Annotated in this window: 18 protein-coding genes; 6 read left to right on the forward strand and 12 right to left on the reverse strand. The window is 59.7% G+C overall.

Features of this window, described 5'->3' with window-relative positions:
• Window positions 1-398: 398 nt before the first annotated feature.
• Together GSVR_RS20260 and GSVR_RS20265 are read left to right on the forward strand one after the other, a co-directional pair.
• A complete protein-coding gene (locus GSVR_RS20260) occupies window positions 399-1568 on the forward strand; it encodes a HAMP domain-containing sensor histidine kinase (protein ID WP_173195669.1) in 1170 nt (389 codons plus the stop codon).
• A 34-nt stretch (window positions 1569-1602) separates the two neighbouring features.
• The gene (locus GSVR_RS20265) at window positions 1603-2256 is read left to right on the forward strand and encodes a chemotaxis protein CheD (RefSeq protein WP_173195671.1); all 654 of its coding nucleotides are present in this window, start codon (window positions 1603-1605) and stop codon (window positions 2254-2256) included.
• Here the strand turns inward: GSVR_RS20265 and GSVR_RS20270 are convergent.
• Together GSVR_RS20270 and GSVR_RS20275 are read right to left on the reverse strand one after the other, a co-directional pair.
• Entirely contained in the window at window positions 2205-3032 is an 828-nt protein-coding gene (locus tag GSVR_RS20270; protein WP_173195673.1) for a GNAT family N-acetyltransferase, read from the reverse strand. The two genes, GSVR_RS20265 and GSVR_RS20270, sit on opposite strands and share 52 nt — an antisense overlap.
• Window positions 3029-3904 (reverse strand): radical SAM protein, encoded by an 876-nt coding sequence (locus GSVR_RS20275; RefSeq protein ID WP_173195675.1) that lies wholly within the window; start codon window positions 3902-3904, stop codon window positions 3029-3031. The genes GSVR_RS20270 and GSVR_RS20275 overlap by 4 nt, the downstream gene beginning before the upstream one ends.
• A gap of 368 nt (window positions 3905-4272) precedes the next feature.
• Here GSVR_RS20275 and draG point away from each other — a divergent pair, with 368 nt between their 5' ends.
• The gene (draG, locus tag GSVR_RS20280) at window positions 4273-5178 is read left to right on the forward strand and encodes an ADP-ribosyl-[dinitrogen reductase] hydrolase (protein ID WP_173195677.1); all 906 of its coding nucleotides are present in this window, start codon (window positions 4273-4275) and stop codon (window positions 5176-5178) included.
• A 33-nt stretch (window positions 5179-5211) separates the two neighbouring features.
• Here draG and GSVR_RS20285 read toward each other — a convergent pair whose 3' ends face one another.
• Window positions 5212-5775, reverse strand: coding sequence for an ANTAR domain-containing response regulator (locus GSVR_RS20285; protein WP_173195679.1), 564 nt, complete (start codon window positions 5773-5775; stop codon window positions 5212-5214).
• Between the two features lie 366 nt (window positions 5776-6141).
• Between GSVR_RS20285 and GSVR_RS20290 the strand changes: the two genes are divergently transcribed.
• Complete coding sequence (locus tag GSVR_RS20290; protein WP_173195681.1) at window positions 6142-8571, forward strand: ATP-binding protein; 2430 nt, start codon at window positions 6142-6144, stop codon at window positions 8569-8571.
• Between the two features lie 17 nt (window positions 8572-8588).
• Here GSVR_RS20290 and GSVR_RS20295 read toward each other — a convergent pair whose 3' ends face one another.
• From GSVR_RS20295 to GSVR_RS20305, 3 genes are all read right to left on the reverse strand, one after another.
• Window positions 8589-10580, reverse strand: coding sequence for a (Fe-S)-binding protein (locus tag GSVR_RS20295; protein ID WP_173195683.1), 1992 nt, complete (start codon window positions 10578-10580; stop codon window positions 8589-8591).
• A gap of 70 nt (window positions 10581-10650) precedes the next feature.
• The gene (locus tag GSVR_RS20300) at window positions 10651-11979 is read right to left on the reverse strand and encodes an electron transfer flavoprotein subunit alpha (protein WP_173195685.1); all 1329 of its coding nucleotides are present in this window, start codon (window positions 11977-11979) and stop codon (window positions 10651-10653) included.
• A gap of 109 nt (window positions 11980-12088) precedes the next feature.
• Window positions 12089-12904, reverse strand: coding sequence for an electron transfer flavoprotein subunit beta/FixA family protein (locus tag GSVR_RS20305; RefSeq protein ID WP_173195687.1), 816 nt, complete (start codon window positions 12902-12904; stop codon window positions 12089-12091).
• On the opposite strand from GSVR_RS20305, the gene GSVR_RS20310 reads away from it, so the two are divergent.
• Together GSVR_RS20310 and gdhA are read left to right on the forward strand one after the other, a co-directional pair.
• The gene (locus GSVR_RS20310; protein WP_173195689.1) at window positions 12897-13091 is read left to right on the forward strand and encodes a hypothetical protein; all 195 of its coding nucleotides are present in this window, start codon (window positions 12897-12899) and stop codon (window positions 13089-13091) included. The genes GSVR_RS20305 and GSVR_RS20310 overlap by 8 nt on opposite strands.
• A 317-nt stretch (window positions 13092-13408) precedes the next feature.
• Entirely contained in the window at window positions 13409-14755 is a 1347-nt protein-coding gene (gene gdhA / locus GSVR_RS20315; protein WP_173195691.1) for an NADP-specific glutamate dehydrogenase, read from the forward strand.
• Between the two features lie 354 nt (window positions 14756-15109).
• Here gdhA and GSVR_RS20320 read toward each other — a convergent pair whose 3' ends face one another.
• From GSVR_RS20320 to GSVR_RS20345, 6 genes are all read right to left on the reverse strand, one after another.
• Entirely contained in the window at window positions 15110-15892 is a 783-nt protein-coding gene (locus GSVR_RS20320) for a 3-hydroxybutyrate dehydrogenase (RefSeq protein ID WP_173195693.1), read from the reverse strand.
• A gap of 187 nt (window positions 15893-16079) precedes the next feature.
• The gene (locus GSVR_RS20325) at window positions 16080-17264 is read right to left on the reverse strand and encodes an acetyl-CoA C-acetyltransferase (RefSeq protein WP_173195694.1); all 1185 of its coding nucleotides are present in this window, start codon (window positions 17262-17264) and stop codon (window positions 16080-16082) included.
• Between the two features lie 14 nt (window positions 17265-17278).
• Window positions 17279-17920: a CoA transferase subunit B gene (locus GSVR_RS20330; protein WP_173195696.1), complete on the reverse strand. Its 642-nt coding sequence runs from the start codon at window positions 17918-17920 to the stop codon at window positions 17279-17281.
• Window positions 17921-17932: 12 nt separating this feature from the next.
• Window positions 17933-18625, reverse strand: a complete 693-nt coding sequence (locus GSVR_RS20335; RefSeq protein WP_173195698.1) for a CoA transferase subunit A — start codon at window positions 18623-18625, stop codon at window positions 17933-17935.
• Between the two features lie 45 nt (window positions 18626-18670).
• Window positions 18671-19612 (reverse strand): branched-chain amino acid ABC transporter permease, encoded by a 942-nt coding sequence (locus GSVR_RS20340; RefSeq protein ID WP_173195700.1) that lies wholly within the window; start codon window positions 19610-19612, stop codon window positions 18671-18673.
• A gap of 10 nt (window positions 19613-19622) precedes the next feature.
• Window positions 19623-20528 (reverse strand): branched-chain amino acid ABC transporter permease, encoded by a 906-nt coding sequence (locus GSVR_RS20345; RefSeq protein ID WP_173195702.1) that lies wholly within the window; start codon window positions 20526-20528, stop codon window positions 19623-19625.
• Between the last annotated feature and the right edge of the window lie 50 nt (window positions 20529-20578).

Genomic DNA, 20578 nt, shown 5'->3' on the forward strand with positions numbered 1-20578 from the left:
GCTGCGTACCGAGTCAGCATTGGCAGTGTTTTCAGATAGTTACGCAAGAGACCTGAACGGACAACAATACAGCTGGTTAAAAAATAGGCGTTTTGTCCGGTACAGAAGAAAACGAATGACAGGGGGATGGTTATTGAATGAAATGGTGTGATGTCGCTGGACAGACGGTTGATCAATGTCCAACAAGTAAAATCATTGTTTCTCGGGCCATTAGCTGCTAGATTGAGCCGCCGAAGACTAAACCGACCATTTTATCGGCGAAATCCCCGACACCATGATGCAGATCACCGGGTAGTGCCCTGGTGATAACCAGTCCGCACAGCTGCGTTGTAACACGCGAGGAACTGCAGCAGCCGGCCCGCAGTTCAGATTGCAGGCTCAGGATTTCCGGAGCAGCCATGGCACACGCATATGCACCACTGAAGAGGGCCCGTTCCACCGGGTATGACCTTCACCACGAATACCGGCTGATCGATCAGATCGGGTACGTGACCACACTGATGGATGCAATTCCCTCATCGGCCATGATCCTGAACGAACACCGGCAGATCCTGGCCGTCAACCGGTACCTGCTTCGGGCATTCGACATTGGCGACCCCGCCGCACTCCTCGGTCGCCGCCCAGGTGAGGCACTGGACTGCATCTACCACAAGGATGGCCCGGACGGCTGCGGAACAGGCCGGAACTGTTGCGTCTGCGGCACCCTGCTGACTATTCTTTCCCGCCAGGAGACCGACCAGCAGGCATCCGGCGAATGCAGACTGACGCTGGGTAACGACCGCGGCACCGCCCTCGATCTGGAAGCCACCGCCAGCCCCTTGAGGGTAGAGGGAAGAAACTTCACCATCATAATTTTGAGGGATATCAGCGTTGAAAAGCGGCAGCAGGTCATGGAACGGATCTTTTTCCACGATATCATCAACACCGCCGGTGGTATTCGCGGGCTGGCGGCGCTGCTGCTGGAAGAGCAGGAGATAAAAGGCGAAATCACCCCTGACTATCCGGCGCTGATGGTCTCTCTCACGGACAATCTGATCGACGAAATCAAGCACCAGCGCAGGCTTCTCGCTGCTGAACGGGGGGATTTCAAACCGGTTCAGGAAGGGGTCGAGCTGGGAGAACTGTTGCGGGAGGTATGCACACTGTACGCATACCATGAGCGTGTGCCCGGCAGGATAATCGATCTCAAGGAATGCCCCCCCTGCAGGGTGCGGACCGATCCCACCGTGCTGCGGCGCATCGTGGGCAACATGCTTTTGAATGCGCTGGAGGCGAGCGACAGGGGCATGACCGTGGAAGTCGCGTTCGAACAGAACGGCACGACCGTCAGGATTGCCGTGACCAATCCGGGAGAGATTCCTGTACAGGTGCAACTGCAGATTTTCCAGCGTTCTTTCAGCAGCAAAGGCACGCCAGGGCGGGGAATCGGCACCTACAGCATGAAACTGTTCGGCGAGCGCTATCTGGGAGGACAGGTCGGTTTCACCTCCCGCAACGGATTGACGACCTTCTTTATCGTCCTACCGACCGGCAACGGCAACGCCGCATCCTTATCCCCCTCATTCTGAACGGACCGCAGAACCGCTCCCGCACGGCCATCACATGAGAATCGAAACCTATCAACAGTGTGAACGCGTGACCATCGAACCCGGCGAGTACTACTCCACCGGAAACATGGGGGTCATCTCCACCCTGCTCGGCTCATGCATAGCGGCATGCCTGTACGACCCGAGAAACAGGCTGATCGGCATGAATCACTTCATGCTCAGCCACAGCCGCTATTCCCGGAGTTTGCCGATCCATGTTTCCGAGGCCGGCCGATACGGCATACATGCCATGGACCTCCTGATCAACGACATGATGACCAAAGGAACCAGCCGCCGCTTCCTGCGCGCCAAAATTTTCGGCGGTGCGACGATCATGCAGCGCCAAGTAGAAAGCAGCAACTTTTTTTGCGTAGGCCAGGTCAATTGCGATTTTATCCGTGCCTATCTGGACAATGAAAAAATCCCCATCGATGCCGAAGACCTGGGTGGGGACTTCGGTCGGGTAATCCACTTCTCCAACGGAGATTTTGCCGTTCACCGGCGAAAAATAGGAAGGGCGCCCAGCATCAAACTCGCCCGGCGCGACCGGGAATGCTGGCAGGAGGCGATCGAGAGGCAACAGCATGAGGTACCGCTGATAGATATCTGGCAACCGGATCAGCCGCAACTGCCCAAGGTGGCCAATCCGTACAGCATCTCCGGCCGGTAGTCCGGCATCTGTCCCGCGAACATCAATTCGTTGGTTCCGGTGACCCCCATGCCCGTACTGCCGAAGATGCGCTTTGCCGCGCGGTTGGAGGCCGGGGCGTCCAAATAGACCTTCTGCCCCCCGGGTATCGCATGCAGGCCCTGCTCCAGGAGACTTTCCGCAGCAGCATCGTTCAGGGCGGCGAATGGCCCGCACTGAACGGCAGGGCCACAGGGCTGCAACACCGCAAATCCCGATGGATTCCGAATCAGCCTGCCGCGCCCGATCGTGGCCTGCAACAGCCCGCACCGCTGATCTCCCCACACTCCTGAATCGATACTGCCCACCTCGGCCGGCACGTGAACCTCGCCCACGGCTTCCACGTCGGCGCCGCTCCCCTGCCGGCCGCTTCCGTCCCAGCGGACGATGGTGTCGATCGCCCTGAATCCATGCTTCTCATACATCGGTTTGCCCATATTCGAGGCAGTCAGCCAGATCGTCCCGACGCCGGCTTTCTTCAGAGCCTCCATGGCAGCCACAAACAGGGTCCTGCCGACTCCGCGGCCGCGGCAGCTGCTGTCCACGATCAGATTGCCGATCCAGCCGCTGCTCTGATGCCTGAGGGTCGTAACGAAACCGCAGGCGGCACCCGATGCATCGCGGGCGGAGAAGCAGCCTGCCGGGGAGGCGGACAGCAGAAAATCCACTTCCCATGCCTCGGCCACCCATCGTTCGACAGCGGCCAACTCCAGGAAGCGCTCGCCATCCTCCTTGCGGAACGGCTCGATGGTCGTCATCGCGTGCCGTCCGGCACTGCGCAGGCCGACTCTCCCACCGTCACATCCTGGCCGATCAGCCCGATCGCATCGGCGCGGCACTGTTTGCAGTGGGCGAACTGGCCGATGATCCCTTCGTTGGCCTTTCTGACCTCCGCCAGGCGTGCCTCGGAAGGGGGCACGATGTGGGACAGCTCCGCTTGGGGGATGAGCGGCATGATGTTCATCACAAAGGCCCCCAGTTCCTTGACCCGCGCGGCTATCAAGGGGATCTGGGCGTCGTTGACGCCGGGCACCAGCACGGTGTTGACCTTGATGGTCAGCCCCAGTTCTCCGGCCCGCCTGAGCCCCTCGAACTGATTGTCGATCAGTATCCGGGCGCCTTCCACGCCGCGGTACTGTCGGCCGTGATAACTGATGTGCCGGTAGATCTGCGCCCCCACTTCCGGATCCACGGCATTGATGGTGACAGTCAGGCTGTGCAGCCCCAGCTCAAACAGCCGGTCGATCGATTCCGGCAGCAGCAGGCCGTTGGTGCTCATGCACAGCATCAGGTGCGGGAATTCCTCCTTCACCAGCCGAAACGTCTCGAAGGTCTCTTCGTTGGCCAAGGGATCGCCGGGGCCGGCAATGCCGACCACTTTGATGATCGGCCCTACTACAGGGCTGGCCATCACCTCGCGCACCTTTACGATCGCTTCCTGCGGCGTCAGCAGACGGCTGGTCACGCCGGGGCGCGACTCGTTGGCGCAGTCGTGCTTGCGGGTGCAGTAACCGCACTTGATGTTGCAACGCGGCGCCACTGCCAGATGCATGCGGCCGTTCTTGTGGTGGTTGCCGCCAAAGCAGGGATGCCCCTGGATCTTACTCTTCATTTCACATGCCGTTGCCATGATATTCGCTCCCTTCTTCAAACGAAAAACGCCCGCGGAATGATTCCGCGGGCGCCGTTGCCGTGCAAACGATCAGATTGTGCATGTACTGGTCCTGCTCCTGGAATTCTGTAAGGCACAGACCGTGCCAGCCTTGACATGTGCCCGTCAAAGCCCCGAATCATCGGCATTCGCGGCCGGCGCTGCCGGGCTTCGGAGGTAGCGGTGCCCTTTGCCGTGACCAATTCTGCATATTTTCTTTGCATATCGCCTGATGCCGCCGCCCGGCTGCAGGACAAAGCCCTGCATCGGACACATGCCGGGACAACTGGATTGCATCTTGCAACCAAGGGTTCCGCTGCAGTTTTTTACTGGGGGAGACCCAAGACATGTTCAACCACTACAACCGCGACGACCTGTTCAGTCACGCCCGCGCCGCCTTCATCGGCATGGCTGTCGGCGATGCGCTGGGCGCTACCGTAGAGTTCATGACAGCTCCGGAAATCCGGGCCAAATATGGAGTATTCAAAGAGATCACCGGCGGCGGATGGCTGCGGCTGAAACCGGGCCAGGTAACCGACGACACCGAGATGGCGCTCTGCATCGCCCGTGCGATCGTGCGCAATCAGTGCTGGTCGCTGGAAACCATTGCCGGCAACTTTGCCTCATGGCTCAAATCGCGTCCTGTCGATTGCGGCGACACCTGCCGCAAGGGCATTCGCTCCTTTATGCTGAACGGCACGCTGGAGGTGCCGCCCAACGAATGGGACGCCGGCAACGGGGCTGCCATGCGCCTGCTGCCGACAGCCCTGTTCTCGCTGCCCGACGAGCAGCTGCTCAAAAAGTACGCATTGGAACAGGCGCATATCACCCACAACAATGTCGTTTCGGATGCGGCCTGCATCTGCCTCGGAAAAATGCTGCACATGGCGCTGTGCGGAGCGACCAAAAACCAGCTGCGGCGAGAAGTCGGCGGCTTTGTGGCGCGTTTCCCCACCTTCGAATTCGAGCCATACCGCGGCTTGGCCACAGGCTATGTAGTGGATACCTTACAGACGGTCTTCCACTGGTTTTTCAAGGGAAGCGATTTCGAGGAATGCCTGGTGGGAACGGTAAATCAGGGGGGGGATGCCGATACGACCGGCGCCATATGCGGCATGTTGGCCGGCGCCTACTACGGCATGGAAAGCATTCCGCGGCGCTGGTTGAAACGGATGGACAAGCAGGTGATCGCCGAGATCGAGACACTCACCGAACATCTGGTTTCAGCCAGCCCCGCGGGGCAAGCAGGGTAAGGTTCAGGTTGAGATTTTTTCTCAACCTGAACCTCAACCTGCCTTTAAAATGCCGTCTGCTACCTGCCTCAGGCTTTTGCGCTTGTCCATGGCCATCTTCTGCATGACCCGGTACGCTTCCGATTCCGACAGGCTCTCCGCATGCATCAATGCTCCCTTTGCCTTTTCGATGACCTTGCGGTTTTCAATGGTTTCCTTGAGATCCTCGATTTTTTCCTTGAGCCCTTCCACCTGTTCCGTATGGGCCACAGCGATTTCGATTGCAGGCAGCAGGTCCTGCTGGCGTATCGGTTTGGTTAAAAAAGCGGCAATTCCGTTCTCAGCCGCCCGCTTTACGCTCTGGGGATCATAGCAGTTGGTCAGGAGCAGTACAGGGACCTTCAGTTTTTTGCGGATCTCGGCTGCAGCAGTTATGCCGTCCATTTTCGGCATGGCGACATCCAGCACCACCATGTCAGGAAAGGCTGCCAGGGCCATTTCCACGCAGCTTTGACCATCTCCGCACTCCAGCACTTCGTCGAATCCCATCTCAGTCAGCATGGCCTTCAGGTTCATCCTGATAACAGGCTCATCGTCACAGATCAGTATCGTTTTCATAGACTCCCCTTCTTGCTTGGTGTGATCAGGTTCAAGCATCAGACATGCCAAACCGTCCCCAAAAGGCCTAACCTCAAAAAAATTTGCCCTGGCCGAGTTGCGCACACAAAAAAGTTAATTATAATTTATGAGATATTTGGCGGCCAACCGAATCGAGGTGTGTAAATGCCAGAGATGCTTTCCGCTTCAGAAACGGCTTCTTCCCCTGAATTGACCGACTTCGCAGAGTACGGCAGGATCCCAAACCGGTCGAAAAGACGTTTTCCGACACTGCAACACTGTGCCGCACTTCCTGCATCCGACCGGGAAACCGCCCAATTGAAGCTTGATTTTTGTGCAGCGCCTGCGCCTCCGCGGGAAGCGTCTGTGGACGAATCGATATTCCGTGCCATCTTCGACCACTGCGGGGATGCAAACTTCCTCCTCGACCTCAGCGGCAATGTCCTGGAGGTGAACCGGGAGAGCTGCAACCGTTACGGCTATCCCCGCGACGAATTCCTGCGCATGACCATTCATCAGATCGATTCACTGGACGAGGGGGTGGACATCCCCCTGAAGCTGGCCCTGCTGATGCAGCAAGGGCAGGCGCTCTTCGACACCGTACACCTTGCCAGCAACGGCAGGAGGATTCCCACCGAAGTGAATGCCCGGCTGATCGTGCTGGGCTCCCGGCAATTCATCGCCTGCACCTGCCATGACCTCTCCAAACGCAGCAGAGCCTCCAGAAAACTCTCCATCTCGCACGGCCGTTACCGCCAGATTGCCAACCTGAGCTCGGACTATTTCTACTCCTGCATCCGCAAGAAAGACCACCCCTACCGTATCGAATGGATCGGCGGCGCCGTGGAAACCATCACCGCCTATGCAAAAAGGGAGCTGTTCGCGAAAGGTTCATGGCTGACACTGGTTCATGAGGAGGACGCGGGGCGGGTCACGGATCTCCTGCACGGCATGGCTGCGGGGGACAGCCAGAGCATGGAGTACCGCCTGGTGACAAAATCGGGCAGCATACGCTGGATCAGCAGCACCTGCCGCTGCGAAGTCGGCGACGCGTCCGGGGAACTGCGGCTTTTCGGCACTTCACAGGATATTACCCTCTACAAAAAGATCGCCGCGAAGAGGCACATGCAGCAGAGGTGGCAGGATGCCCTGCTCAAGCTCTATCGCCTGACCGAAGAAACCTGCGAGGCCATTCTTGATTTCGGTCTGGAGGAAGCGCTCAGCCTGACCGGAAGCGAGATCGGCTACATCTGCTTTTACGACGAGGAATGCGAGCTCTTTACCCTCCACTCCTGGTCCTCGTCCGTCATGCAGCAATGCGCGATCCAGGAAAAGCTGACCACCTATCCCCTGGACCATACCGGTCTGTGGGGAGAGGCGGTCCGGCAGCGCCGGGCAATGATCACCAACGACTACTCCTCCAGCCCCTGCAAAAAAGGGTTTCCCCAGGGGCATGTGCCGCTGGTGCGGCATATGAACCTGCCGATTTTCCGTGGCAACCGGATCGTGGCGGTGATCGGAGTCGCCAACAAAGCAGAGGATTATGGCGAAGACGAGGTTAAACAGCTCGGGCTGTTCATGGACGGCATCTGGAACGTGATCGAACGGCACCGGGCCGAGGAACAGCTGGCCCGCGCCAAAGAGGCTGCCGAAGCCGCCAACCTGGCCAAGACCGAATTTTTGACCGTCATGAGCCATGAAATCCGTACTCCCATGAACGGCATCATCGGCCTGACCCAGCTGTTAAGCAGCACCAATCCCAGCGATGAGCAGAAGGAATACCTGCAGGACATCAAGACCTCCACCGACAGTCTTCTGCAGATCATCAACGACATGCTCGATCTTTCTCGGATCGAGGCGGGCCGGTTCGAACTGGATCGCACCGAATTTCCGCTGAAGATCATGCTGAATGAGGCTCTCAAGCCTCTGCTGGTGCGGATCCAGTCCAAGGGGCTGACCTTCTCGCTGGACATCGGCGACGACGTGCCCGAACATGTGTCAGGGGACCAGTTGCGCCTGAAGCAGATCATCATCAACCTGGTCGGCAATGCCCTCAAGTTCACCGAATGCGGAGGCATCGCCCTGGAGGTCCGCCTCGAATCCCGTGACAAGCACCAGGCACTGCTTCATTTCGCGGTCACCGACACCGGCATCGGCATTCCGCCGGAGGCTCATGACAGGGTCTTTGCCCCCTTCACCCAGGCCGATCCGTCCACCACCAGAAAATACGGCGGCACCGGTCTCGGGCTGAGTATTTCGCGGCGGCTTGTCGAACACATGGGGGGCAGGATCTGGGTGGAGAGCGAGCCGGGCAATGGCAGCGCCTTCCATTTCACGGCACAGTTCGGGCTGGTGATCAGAAAGGCCGAGAAAAAACCGCGGCCGGTGGCCGAGCAGAGGAGTCTGCTGACGTGGGAGGGGCGTTCGCTGCACATCCTGCTGGCAGAGGATCACGATATCAACCGTAACCTGACCGTGGCTATTCTGAAAAGGCTGGGGCATTCGGTGACGGCGGCGGAAAACGGCAGGATTGCACTGGAAAACTGGGGGCAGGAACGTTTCGATATCATCCTGATGGATGTGGAAATGCCGGAGATGGATGGGTGGCAGACAACCAACCGGATCAGGGAGACGGAAAAACCGGGGGAGGCCCATGTGCCGATCATTGCCCTTACCGCCCACGCCATCAAAGGCAATCGGGAGAGCCTGCTGCAATCGGGCTTTGACGGATATGTCTCGAAACCGATCAATTTCGAGGAGCTGTGCACCGAGATCAAGCGGCTGGTAGCCGCCTGATCCCGGTCCGGCACACGTCAGCGCAATACCGCCTCCGCCAGCACTTCGGCCACATCGCGCACCCGTACTCCTTCTCCCTTCACATCCTTGAGGCCATCTTCGAACATGGTCATGCAGTAAGGGCATGACACGCAGATGGTGTCCGGCTTCTCCTGCAGCGCTTCACGCACCCGCGTCAGGTTGATGCGTTCCCCGCTGTGTTCTTCCATCCACATCCGTCCACCGCCGGCTCCGCAGCAGAAGGCCTTGTTGCGATTGCGCTCCATTTCGGCGGGGGCGGAGCCGGTGGCTGCCTCGATCACCTCCCGGGGGGCATCGTAAACGTCGTTGTGCCGTCCCAAGTAGCAGGAATCGTGGAACACGGTGGTGCCGAACTCGGCCGTAGCCTTGTCCAGCTTCAGCCTGCCCTCCTGCACCAGACTGCCCAGCAGTTGGGAGTGGTGCACCACCTCCAACTCCAGTCCGTACTGGCGGTAATCGTTCTTGAGGGTTGAAAAGCAGTGCGGACACTGCACGATGACCTTCTTGACGCCGCGCTCCCTGAACAGGGCCACGTTCTCCCTGGCCATCCGGTCGAACACGTATTCATTGCCCAATCGTCTCAGACTGTCACCGCAGCATTTCTCGTCCTTGCCCAGAATGCCCCAGGAGATCCCGGCCTTGTCCAGCAGCTGCGCCAGCGCCACGGTGACATGCTTGTTGCGGGAATCGAAGGAGCCGGCACAGCCGACGTAGAACAGGTACTCGCAGTCCTTGTCAAAGGTTTTGACATCCATCTGCGCGCACCACTTGGTGCGCTCCGAGGGGGCGATGCCCCAGGGATTGCTGCGTCCTTCCATGTTTTCGAACAGGTTGAGCAGCTCTTCCGGAAACTGCGCTTCGGTCTGCACCAGATAACGCCGCATTTCGACGATTTTGGGCATCTGCTCGATAAAGACCGGACAGGCTTCCATGCAGGCGCCGCAGGTGGTGCAGGCCCAGATGGCTTCCTCGCAGCAGTGTTCCTCACCCCCCTCGCCGATCAGCGTCTGACGGGGCTTCTGCCCCTGCTTCAGCAGCGGTCCGTTTTCCAGCAGGTTGTTCTTGATGTCGTGGATAATGCCGCGCGGATTAAGCGGTTTGCCGGTCAGGCCGGCCGGGCAGACATTCTGGCACCGTCCGCACTCGGTGCAGGCAAACGTATCCAGCAGGTCTTTCCAGGTAAAGCGGTCGACCCGGTCGATCCCGAAACTGTTGCCCAACGCGAATTCCTCGCGCGGCTGCGTGTTTGGCCTGTCCAGCCGCCGGAAAAAGCAGTTGGGGATGGCGGTGAGGATATGCATGTGCTTGCTGTTGGGCAGGTAGCTGATGAAGATAAGCAAAGCCAGGGCATGCAGCCACCAGGCAGCACCGTGGATCGGCTCAAGCAGCGTCTGCGGCAGCAGGCCGGCCACCAGGGCCGAAACAGGCATGACCTTTCCTGCGCCGGCAATGAAGGCAGCCGGATCGGTGGAACGGTACATGACCGCAGCCAGTTCCGAGCCGTTCATGAGGAAGTAGGCGCACATCAGCAGGGCGATCAGGGTCAGGATCACGAAGGCTTCCGCAGTACGCGCCTGAGGAAAGGGGGGCGACATGACCCGGCGTATGGCCGCGATCACGACAGCGGTCAGGGCCAGCGCGGAAGCGATATCGATCATGAAGGCCAGCGGCACGTACAGTGCGTACGGCAGCCTGATCAGCTTGATGCTGTGGGGGAAAAGGCCGTTCAGGATGAACTCGCCATTGGCGACGAGCAGGATCAGAAACGACCAGAAAATGACGACATGATTGATGCCGAAGGGCTTGGCAAGCACCCGCTTCTGGCCAAAGGCATACACCAGCATTTCACGCACGCGCTGACCGACGTTGTCGAAACGTGCTTCGGGCCGGCCGAGGGCGAGCAGGCTGAACCGGCGCCAGCATCCCCAGGCAAAGATGGAAAGTGAGGCTGCAAGGAGTAGTGCGAATATGATTGGGCTGGGTATCATGGAAACCTCATGTAATGTACCGGGAGAGCTCAGGACGAAAGTTTCTCTGGGCCCTCCGTGACCTCGATGGTTACGGTGTCTTCTGCTGTTGTTTCAGTGCTCGGATGTGTGCAGTAATGGCCGGCACCACCTGGAACAGGTCGCCGACGATACCATAGGTGGCGACCTCGAAGATCGGCGCCTGACGGTCGCGGTTGATGGCGATCACCATATCCGAATCCTGCATGCCCACCAGGTGCTGGATGGCACCGGAGATGCCGCAGGCAATGTAGATTTTGGGGCGCACCGTTTTTCCGGTCTGTCCCACCTGGCGGTCGGTCGGCATCCAGCCGGCATCCACCGCACTGCGCGAGGCCCCTACCACCCCGCCGAGCTCGTCGGCCAGCTCCTGCAGAATCGAGAAGTTCTCCGGGGACATCATGCCGCGCCCCCCTGAAACAATGAACTCCGCTCCGGTGATATCCACCTGGCTCTTGCCGTGGCTGTCGCGGATGATGTCGATCACCTTGGCGAGTACGCTCTCCTCCGGAACGGTGAACGATTCGCGGACAATGGTTCCCTCGGCCCCCTCCTTGCGCTCCGGCATGGGCATGACGTTCGGCCGCACGGTTGCCATCTGCGGACGGAACTTGTCGCACATGATGGTAGCCATGATGTTGCCGCCAAAGGCGGGCCGGGTTTGCATCAGATTGCGTTTTGTATCGATGGAGAGGCCGGTGCAGTCGGCGGTCAGCCCGGTCGCAACCTTGGTGGCCACGGCTCCGGCCAGATCGCGCCCCATGCCGGTTGCCCCCATCAGGATCACTTCGGGCTTGTGTTTCTCGATCAGGTGGCAGCAGGCCTCCAGATAGGCATCGGTACGGTAGTGCCGATAGACCGGCGCATCCAGCAGATAGGCCTTGGTCGCACCATGACAGAATGACTCCCGGCAGAGATGCTCCACATTTTCGCCGATCACCATTGCGGAGAGTTCGACGCCCAATTTGTCAGCCAGTTCCCGGCCGACTCCGAGCAGTTCCCAGGAGACTTTTGCCGGCTCTCCCTCGGTCTGCTCGATGAAGACCCATACGCCGCGATACAGGGCCAGCTTGGCTGCCAGGGCAACAGCTTCCGGATCGGGCTCCTCCTCAACCGGCGCTGCCGAGGCAGACAATTCAGCCAGAATCTTCTGCTCCTCGGGGGTAAAGTACATCTCCAGTGCGGTCGCCGGGCAGATCTTGACGCATTTCTGGCATCCGATGCATTTGGAGGCATCGATGATCGGCTCGCCCGCATCGTTCATTTCCACGCAGTTGACGGGACAGACACTCTGGCAGCGGGCCCCGCAGGCGATACAGGCCCCGGCGATCAGTTGCGCCACGCCGCGCGGTTTTTTGGGCTTTGTTTTAAGATCGGTCATGGAACGTCCTTCAGGTTAAGGTTGAGATTAAGGTTGAATCCGGGCTGAAGCAGAAAATTTTTCTCCACCTCAACCGGCGAGCGCAGCGAACGAAAACCTTAACCTGCTTTCACAACGGCAGCATATCCTTGGCCAGCAGCTTTTCGATCAGGAGCCGGGCGGTCCCCTGCGGGTCGGCATACCCGTCCCCCAGGATCTCTCCCTGCACCCGTTCGGGAGAAAAGATCTTGGAAACCCAGGTGGGAGAGCCTTTCAGGCCGATCTTCTGCTCATCCAGTTTGAGCACCTGGTTATTCCAGACCTCCACTTGGGCTTCGGCTGCCATCAGCCGCATCGGTACCTTGGGGTAGCGCGGCCGGTTCAGCTCGCGCACAACGGTCAACATGGCCGGCAAGGGAGCCTCGACTATTTCGTGGCGCCCTTCTAGCTTGCGGCTGACGCGGATCTTTTTGTTGACCGGGTCGAGCATTTCGATGCGGTCCACCAGGGTGAGCTGCTGATAGTTGAGCCGACTGGCAATGCCGGGGCCGACCTGGGCAGTATCGCCATCGATGGTCTGCTTCCCGCACAGCACCAGGCCTACCTCATCCATCTCCGCGTTCAGCTTGCCGATGGCAGCGGCCAGCACATTGCTGGTGGCCAGGGTGTCAGCTCCCCCGAAAACCCGGTCGGACAGCAGGATCGCTTTATCGACCCCCAGAGCCAGGGCCTTCTTCAAGGTGGCCTCGGCATTGGGGGGCCCCATGGAAATGGCTACCACGCCGCATCCGAAACGATCCTTGAGCCGCAGCGCCTCTTCCAGGGCGTGGGTATCATATGGGTTGACGATAAAGGGAATCCCCTCCCGTACCAGGGTGTTGGTAACCGGGTCGATCTGGACCTGGGTGGTATCGGGCACTTGTTTGATGCAGGCAACAATGAGCATGAAGAACCTCGCAGACGGAATCCGTCTGAAATTTACTCAAAAAAAGATTTATGTTGGGATGACCACAGACCAGCTTCGTCAAAAGCATGGGATAATTATGGGAAAACAGATTGTGCCGGTGATCAGCCGGATACGAGAAAGCCGGTTCGCGGTTCGCGACCGGCTTCATTGCCGAACCATTGCTTGACGTACGGTGACCCCGCTGGGCACCAAGCATGATATATGCCACAGCCGAGGGGTTGTTCGTATACGGCGTCAGGTCGGCAGAGAAGCTGCGCGAATTTTATTTATACCCATACGTGTAACTATTCTACTCAACACCAACAACACAGAAGGCCCTATTATGCATAAATTTTGTTCAGCCTTCAATCATAAACGCCTAAAATAACGGCAAGATGCGTATTTTTTATTCATATTTAAGCAAAATGGCACAAAGCATGCTGTAATTTTAGTTTTCATAAAAAAAGCATGCACATTTATTGTGCTCACACAAGGAGGTTTCACATGTCCAAGCTTGACGAAAAGATTGCCGGCATCTATCAGGAGGTTCTCCATCGCAATCCCGGAGAAACCGAGTTCCACCAAGCGGTCCTGGAAGTTCTGGAGTCTCTCGGACCGGTTGTCAGCAAACACCCTGAATACCTGGAACGCAAGATCATCGAACGCATTTGCGAACCGGAACGCCAGATCATCTTCCGGGTACCCTGGCAGGACGACAAGGGACAGGTCCACATCAACCGCGGCTTCCGGGTCGAGTTCAACAGCGCCCTCGGCCCCTACAAGGGGGGCCTCCGCTTTCACCCGTCGGTCTACCTGGGCATCATCAAGTTCCTCGGTTTCGAACAGATCTTCAAGAACTCCCTGACCGGCATGCCGATCGGCGGCGGCAAAGGGGGCTCCGACTTCGATCCCAAGGGCAGGTCCGATGATGAGATCATGCGTTTCTGCCAGAGCTTCATGACCGAGCTCTACCGCCACATCGGAGAGCACACCGATGTCCCGGCTGGCGATATCGGCGTGGGGGGACGCGAGATCGGCTACATGTTCGGCCAGTACAAGCGCATCACCAACCGCTGGGAGGCCGGCGTTCTGACCGGCAAAGGGCTCAAGTTCGGCGGCTCGCTCGTTCGTCCGGAAGCTACGGGTTATGGCGCCACCTACTTCATCAACGAGGCGCTGAAGGTCCGCAAAGAGTCCTTTGACGGCAAGACCTGCCTCGTCTCAGGCTCCGGCAACGTGGCTATCTACACCATCGAAAAGATCCACCAGCTCGGCGGCACATGCATCGCCTGCTCCGACTCCAACGGCGTGATCATCGACGAGAAAGGGCTCGACGTCGAACTGATCAAACAACTGAAAGAGGTGGAGCGCCGCCGCATCCAGGATTACGCGACCTACCACAAGCATGCCAAATACATCGCCAATGGCAACATCTGGGACATCCCCTGTCAGGTGGCCATGCCGTCCGCAACCCAGAACGAAATCAACGGCAAGGATGCCGCCACGCTGGTCAAAAACGGCTGCATCGCCGTCGGTGAAGGGGCCAACATGCCCACCACACCGGAAGGGGTCAAAGTCTTCCTGGATGCCAAGATCGCCTATGGTCCCGGCAAGGCCGCCAATGCCGGCGGCGTGGCCACCTCGGCCCTCGAGATGCAGCAGAACGCCCAGCGGGACTCCTGGTCCTTCGAGGAAACCGAGAAGAAGCTGGAGCATATCATGGTCAACATCCACCGGCTCTGCTACGAGACCTCGGAAGAGTACGGCACACCGGGTAACTACGTGCTTGGCGCCAACATCGCCGGTTTCGTGAAGGTGGCGGACGCCATGGTGGCTCACGGCCTCGTGTAAGCTGCAACCATTTCGCCTGTCGAAAGCCCGGCTTTGGCCGGGCTTTTTTATGCCCGGCCGCATCTTTCCGTTCATTCCGCCATGCTGCGACACTATCCTACCATGGACATAGACCTGCCTTATTGACCGAAGTCAAATACCTCGCGCATCCGCTCTCCACTCAGCCGCACCAACCGGTTCCGGCGCCGTCGAATGCCGCAAATTGCATCACTCTGCTGCATCCGTATGCAGCAATCGTTGATGAGCGCACCATCGTGTCAGGGGTGGTCAAGCTGGAGAGGTGCGCGACCGGACGCGGGCGTACGGTCGCTTCTGTGGCAGGAGACCGGCAGCCCCTACGGGCTGCCGACAGGGTTACTGGGCAGTCCAGCCGCCGTCGATGGGCATTGCCGCACCGGTTATCTGGTCGGCAGCCGGGGAGCAGAGAAAGAGTGCCAGCTGCCCCAATTGCTCGATGGAGACAAACTGCCGCGAAGGCTGTTTTTCAGCCAGGAGATCGCGCCCCCCGGCCTCGATATCCACACCCAGAGTTTCGGCCCGGGCAATGATCTGGGGCTCGATCAGCTCCGTCCTGGTCCAGCCGGGACAGATGGCATTGCTGGTGATGCCGGAACCGGCGGTTTCCAGGGCAACCACCTTGGTAAGACCGACCAGGCCATGCTTGGCCGAGACATAGGCCGCCTTGTTGGCAGATGCCACCAGGCCGTGCACCGAGGCGATGTTGATGATGCGCCCCCAGCCGTTGCGCTGCATGTACGGTATGGCATGGTGAATGGTGTAAAAGCTGGAGGAGAGGTTGATGGCGATGATGGCGGCCCAGCGTTCCGGGGGAAACTTCTCGACCGGCGCGGTATGCTGCACGCCGGCACAGTTCACGAGGATGTCGACGCTGCCGAAGGCGGCCGCGGCACTCTCCACCAGAGCGGCGATCTGGTCGGGACAGGTCATGTCGGCCCCGTGAAAGCGGGTTTCCGTTCCGTATTCGGATTCGATCTCCGAGCGCAGGACTTTGATCCGTTCCGGATCCCCCAGTCCGTTCAGCATGATCCGGCAGCCCTGGCCCGCCATGGCACGGGCAATGCCCAGCCCGATCCCGCTGGTGGAGCCGGTAATGAGTGCGGTTTTGCCCTTCAGCATCCCGTTCCTCCTTCTTGCATTCTCACATTCTGATATCCCGGAGCTGTGGCGCCGTACTGCCGGAGTGACTGAAAGAGCCGGGGCCCCAACGTCGCCGAAATGCAGTCACTGTTGTATCGGTCGGCCCTCCGCCGAAATGCTCCAAACCGCCGGAAAAGCCTTTCAGGCGCTTCGGCTCCGGGATGTATCACACATCCCGCTCCACGACCATGGCAATGCCCTGCCCGCCGCCGATGCAGAGCGCCGCCAGACCGCGCCTCTGGCCGCTGCGCTCCATTTCGTGCAGCAGCGTTACCAGCACCCGTGCGCCGCTGGCCCCCACCGGATGCCCGAGCGCAATGGCACCGCCATTCACGTTCACCTTGCGGCTGTCCAGCCGCAACTCGCGGATTACCGCCAAAGACTGCACCGCAAACGCCTCATTGAGCTCCACCAGATCGACATCCTCAAGCGTCAGCCCGCTCTTGTTCAGCGCCCGGCGAATCGCCTCCACCGGCCCCATCCCCATGACCTGCGGATCCACCCCGGCCGTACCCCACCCGAGCACCCTGGCCAGGGGCCTGAACCCGGCACGCTGGGCAGCCCCGCGCCCCATCAGCAGGACAGCAGCGGCGCCATCGTTGATGCCCGATGAATTTCCGGCGGTAACGACGCCTTCCTCCCTGAAGGCCGGCCGCAATCCGGCCAGGGTTTCCATAGTGGTATCGCGGCGAGGATATTCATCCTCGGCCACCAGCACCGTCTCGCCGCGCTTTCCGGCGTGGGGCACCGGAACGATTTCACGGCGAAATATCCCTTCCTCAAGAGCCTTGGCCGCTTTCTGCTGGGACTGCAGTGAAAAGGCGTCGGCCTCTTCGCGCGAGATACGGTACCTGTCGGCAATGTTTTCCGCAGTGGTCCCCATGTGGATTCCATGGAAGGCATCCGTCAGTGCATCCTTGAGCAGCGTATCCTCAAGGACGCCGTTCCCCAGGCGATATCCGCTGCGCGCCTTTTCGAGCAGATAGGGGGCCCGGCTCATGCTCTCCATGCCGCCGGCCACGATCGTATCGGCCTCACCGGCGGCTATGGCCAATGCTCCCAGGGCAATGCTTTTCAGGCCGGAACCGCACAACTTGTTAACGGTGTAGGAGGGAACGTATTCGGGGATGCCGGCCCCGATTGCCGCCTGCCGGGCCGGATTCTGTCCGCACCCCGCCTGCAGTATCTGCCCCATGATCACCTCGTCGACCTGTTCCGCAGCGATGCCTCCCCGGCGGATCACCTCGGCAATGACGACCCGGCCGAGCTGGGAAGCCGGCACCGGGGCCAGCGAACCACCGAAAGAGCCGATTGGAGTGCGGGCTGCAGCAGCGATGACGACCTGACGCATGGGAACACCCCCTTTCAGAGTGCGGCCGGCATGATCAGCTTCGGTTCGGTGCAGGCCTGGATATCGGCCGGGGTGTAGCCGGGGGCCACCTCAACCAGGCGCAGTCCTTCGGGGGTGACGTCCAGTACGGCCCGGTCGGTTATGATCCGGTCGATCACCCCTCTGCCGGTCAGCGGCAGGCTGCAGCGGTTGAGAATCTTGGTTTCACCCTGCTTGTTGCAGTGCTCCATCAGCACCACGATCCGCTTGGCGCCGTGCACCAGATCCATGGCTCCCCCCATCCCTTTGACCATCTTGCCCGGGATCACCCAGTTGGCCAGGTCGCCCGACACGGAGGCCTCCATGCCCCCCAGTATGGCCAGGTCGATGTGGCCGCCGCGGATCATGGCGAACGACTCGGCACTGCTGAAGGTGCAGGAGCCGGTGATCATGGTGATGGTTTCCTTGCCGGCGTTGATCAGGTCGGGGTCCAGCTCTTCTTCGCTCGGATAGGGGCCAATGCCGAGCAGGCCGTTTTCCGACTGGAGCACCACCCGCTTGCCCGACGGGATGTAGTTGGCGACCAGGGTTGGCATGCCGATGCCAAGGTTGACGTAATAGCCATCCTCTATCTCTTGAGCAGCCCGCTGGGCCATCTCCTCACGCGTCAAAGCCATGGCTGTTCCTCCCTATTTTCTGACCGTCCGTCGCTCGATCCGTTTTTCGTAGCCGCTGCAGGCGATGATACGCTGGACATAGACGCTGGGAGTATGCACCTGGTCCGGATCGATCTCCCCCGCTTCCACCAGTTCCTCCACCTCGGCGATCGTGATCCGCCCTGCGGAGGCCATCATGGGATTGAAGTTCCTGGCGGTCTTGCGGAACACCAGATTGCCGAACCGATCACCTTTCCAGGCCTTGATCAGGGCGAAGTCGGCCGTCAGTCCCAGCTCCAGCAGATACTCCTTGTCGCCGAAAATGCGGGTTTCGCGCCCCTCGGCGATGGGGGTGCCGACACCGGCCGGCGTATAGAAGGCCGGGATGCCGGCGCCGCCGGCCCGTATCCGTTCCGCCAGGGTGCCCTGGGGCACCAGTTCGACCTCCAGCTCCCCGGCCAGGTACTGGCGCTCGAACTCCTTATTCTCCCCGACATAGGAAGAGACCATTTTCCTGATCTGCCGGTTCTGCAGCAGAATACCGAGTCCCCACTCGTCCACGCCGCAGTTGTTGGAAATGACCGTCAGCTCGCGAGTCCCCTTCTCCCGGAGCCCCTGGATCAACTTTTCCGGAATGCCGACCAGGCCGAAGCCCCCTGCCATGATGCTGGCGCCATCATGGATACCCTCCAGCGCCTCCTGGATGCTTGCGCAGACGACTGCCACGTTCTACCTCCTGTGATTGTCCGTTACCCGCCCGTAATGCTCCGGTCACAACGACCGCTTCAGCAGCCTTCCCAATTCTCCGACAACACCCCTCCGGAATGAGAGCACGCAGACAACGAAGATGATGCCGATCACCACCATCACCCACGAACCGAGCGAGCTCAACTGAGAATGCAGTGCGACAACCGTAAAGGCACCCACCAACGGCCCGAACACCGTCCCCAGCCCTCCCAGCAGGGTCATCAGCACCACCTCGCCGGAAGTATGCCAATTGACGTCGGTCAGGGACGCCAATTGAAAGACTAGTCCTTTGGCAGCGCCGGCCATGCCCGCCAGGGCAGCCGAGATCACGAAGGCCAGCAGCTTGAAGCGTTCAACGCGATAGCCGAGTGAAACCGCCCGCGGCTCGTTTTCGCGGATCGCCTTCAGAACCTGGCCGAACGGGGAATGGATGGCGCGATAGACCACCCAGAAGCCGAAACAGAACAGGCCGAAGATAAAGTAGTACAGATTCAGTTCCAGCGTTTTTCCGCCGATGCTGTAGCCGTGGTTCAGGTCGATCAGGCCGAGCAGCATGCCGCGCGGAATGTCCTGCAGGCCATCCTCGCCGCCGGTAAAGGGTGACTTGACCGCGACGAAATAGATGATCTGGGCCAGGGCCAGGGTGATCATGGCGAAATAGATCCCCTGGCGGCGAATGGCCAGGCTGCCGAAAAGGAAACCGAGCAGCGCGGCGAAAAGCGTCCCGATCAGGATACCGACCTCCGGGGTGACCCCGGCATATTTGACCAGGTAACCGGTGACATAGGCCGCGCCGCCGAAAAAGGCGGCGTGGCCGAAGGACAGCAGCCCGGCATAGCCGATCAGCAGGTTGAAGGCACAGGCAAAGAGCGCAAAGCACAGCAGTTTCATCAGAAAGATCGGATAGACGATAAAAGGGGCCACCAGGCCGAGGGCCACCAGCACTGACCAGAGTGTCTTGTTCATTTCGCGCCCCTCACTGCTCCCGGCCGAACAGGCCGGACGGTTTTACCAGCAATACTACCACCATCATGATAAAGATCACCGTGCTGGATGCCGGGGGATAGATCACCTTGGTCAAGCCTTCCACCATGCCGAGCATCAGGCCGGTGAGAATCGAACCCATGATCGATCCCATGCCGCCGATCACCACCACCGCAAACACGGTAATGATCATCTCGGCTCCCATTACCGGCGAAACGGAATAGATTGGCGCAGCCACGACTCCGGCCAGGGCGGCAATGGCCACTCCGTAGCCGTAGGTCAGGGTAATCATCAGGGGCACATTGATGCCGAAGGCCTGCACCAGCCGGGGATTCTCCGTACCGGCCCGCAGCCAGGAGCCGAGCTTGGTCCGCTCGATCACCAGCCAGGTGCTGAAGCAGACCACCAGCGCCACTGCAATGGACCAGAGCCGATAGGTGGGAAACATCATGAATCCCAGGTTGACCGCGCCGTTCAGGATCTCCGGTTTGCCCTCGTAAGGGGTCCCGGCCACGTTGTAGTAGTTGGTGAAGACCCCTTGCAGGATGAGCGCCACACCGAAAGTCAACAGCAGTCCATACAGGTGGTCGACCTTGTAGAGCCGACTGAGCATGGTCTTTTCGATCAGCATGCCCAGCAGGCCGACCACCAGGGGTGCCACCACCAGTGCGGCCCAGTAGTTGAGGTGGAAATCCGGCATACCCATGAGCGTGCCCCATTCCGCATATCCCGACAGGGCCACGAAGGCTCCCAGCATGTACAATGCGCCATGGGCGAAGTTGATGATGTTCAGCAGGCCGAAGATGACCGCCAGCCCCAGGCTGAGCACGGCATAGAAGGCACCGTTGTTCAGGCCGAGCATCAGTTGCGACATAACGGTTTGGAAGGATATCTCCATGGTGATTCCTTATCCTTGAATCTGTGCTGCGTTCGGCCATGCAGGGGCGA

This window comes from Geobacter sp. SVR, assembly GCF_016865365.1.
GTDB lineage: Bacteria > Desulfobacterota > Desulfuromonadia > Geobacterales > Pseudopelobacteraceae > Pelotalea.

Bases quoted from the DNA above. Each gene is read 5' to 3' on its own strand.
- gdhA (WP_173195691.1), top strand. From the start codon at position 13,409: ATGTCCAAGCTTGACGAAAAGATTGCCGGCATCTATCAGGAGGTTCTC.
- GSVR_RS20295 (WP_173195683.1), bottom strand. From the start codon at position 10,580: ATGATACCCAGCCCAATCATATTCGCACTACTCCTTGCAGCCTCACTT.
- GSVR_RS20330 (WP_173195696.1), bottom strand. From the start codon at position 17,920: ATGGCTTTGACGCGTGAGGAGATGGCCCAGCGGGCTGCTCAAGAGATA.
- GSVR_RS20300 (WP_173195685.1), bottom strand. From the start codon at position 11,979: ATGACCGATCTTAAAACAAAGCCCAAAAAACCGCGCGGCGTGGCGCAA.
- GSVR_RS20260 (WP_173195669.1), top strand. From the start codon at position 399: ATGGCACACGCATATGCACCACTGAAGAGGGCCCGTTCCACCGGGTAT.
- GSVR_RS20340 (WP_173195700.1), bottom strand. From the start codon at position 19,612: ATGAACAAGACACTCTGGTCAGTGCTGGTGGCCCTCGGCCTGGTGGCC.
- GSVR_RS20305 (WP_173195687.1), bottom strand. From the start codon at position 12,904: ATGCTCATTGTTGCCTGCATCAAACAAGTGCCCGATACCACCCAGGTC.
- GSVR_RS20310 (WP_173195689.1), top strand. From the start codon at position 12,897: ATGAGCATGAAGAACCTCGCAGACGGAATCCGTCTGAAATTTACTCAA.
- GSVR_RS20275 (WP_173195675.1), bottom strand. From the start codon at position 3,904: ATGGCAACGGCATGTGAAATGAAGAGTAAGATCCAGGGGCATCCCTGC.
- GSVR_RS20345 (WP_173195702.1), bottom strand. From the start codon at position 20,528: ATGGAGATATCCTTCCAAACCGTTATGTCGCAACTGATGCTCGGCCTG.
- GSVR_RS20325 (WP_173195694.1), bottom strand. From the start codon at position 17,264: ATGCGTCAGGTCGTCATCGCTGCTGCAGCCCGCACTCCAATCGGCTCT.
- draG (WP_173195677.1), top strand. From the start codon at position 4,273: ATGTTCAACCACTACAACCGCGACGACCTGTTCAGTCACGCCCGCGCC.
- GSVR_RS20270 (WP_173195673.1), bottom strand. From the start codon at position 3,032: ATGACGACCATCGAGCCGTTCCGCAAGGAGGATGGCGAGCGCTTCCTG.
- GSVR_RS20285 (WP_173195679.1), bottom strand. From the start codon at position 5,775: ATGAAAACGATACTGATCTGTGACGATGAGCCTGTTATCAGGATGAAC.
- GSVR_RS20265 (WP_173195671.1), top strand. From the start codon at position 1,603: ATGAGAATCGAAACCTATCAACAGTGTGAACGCGTGACCATCGAACCC.
- GSVR_RS20320 (WP_173195693.1), bottom strand. From the start codon at position 15,892: ATGCTGAAGGGCAAAACCGCACTCATTACCGGCTCCACCAGCGGGATC.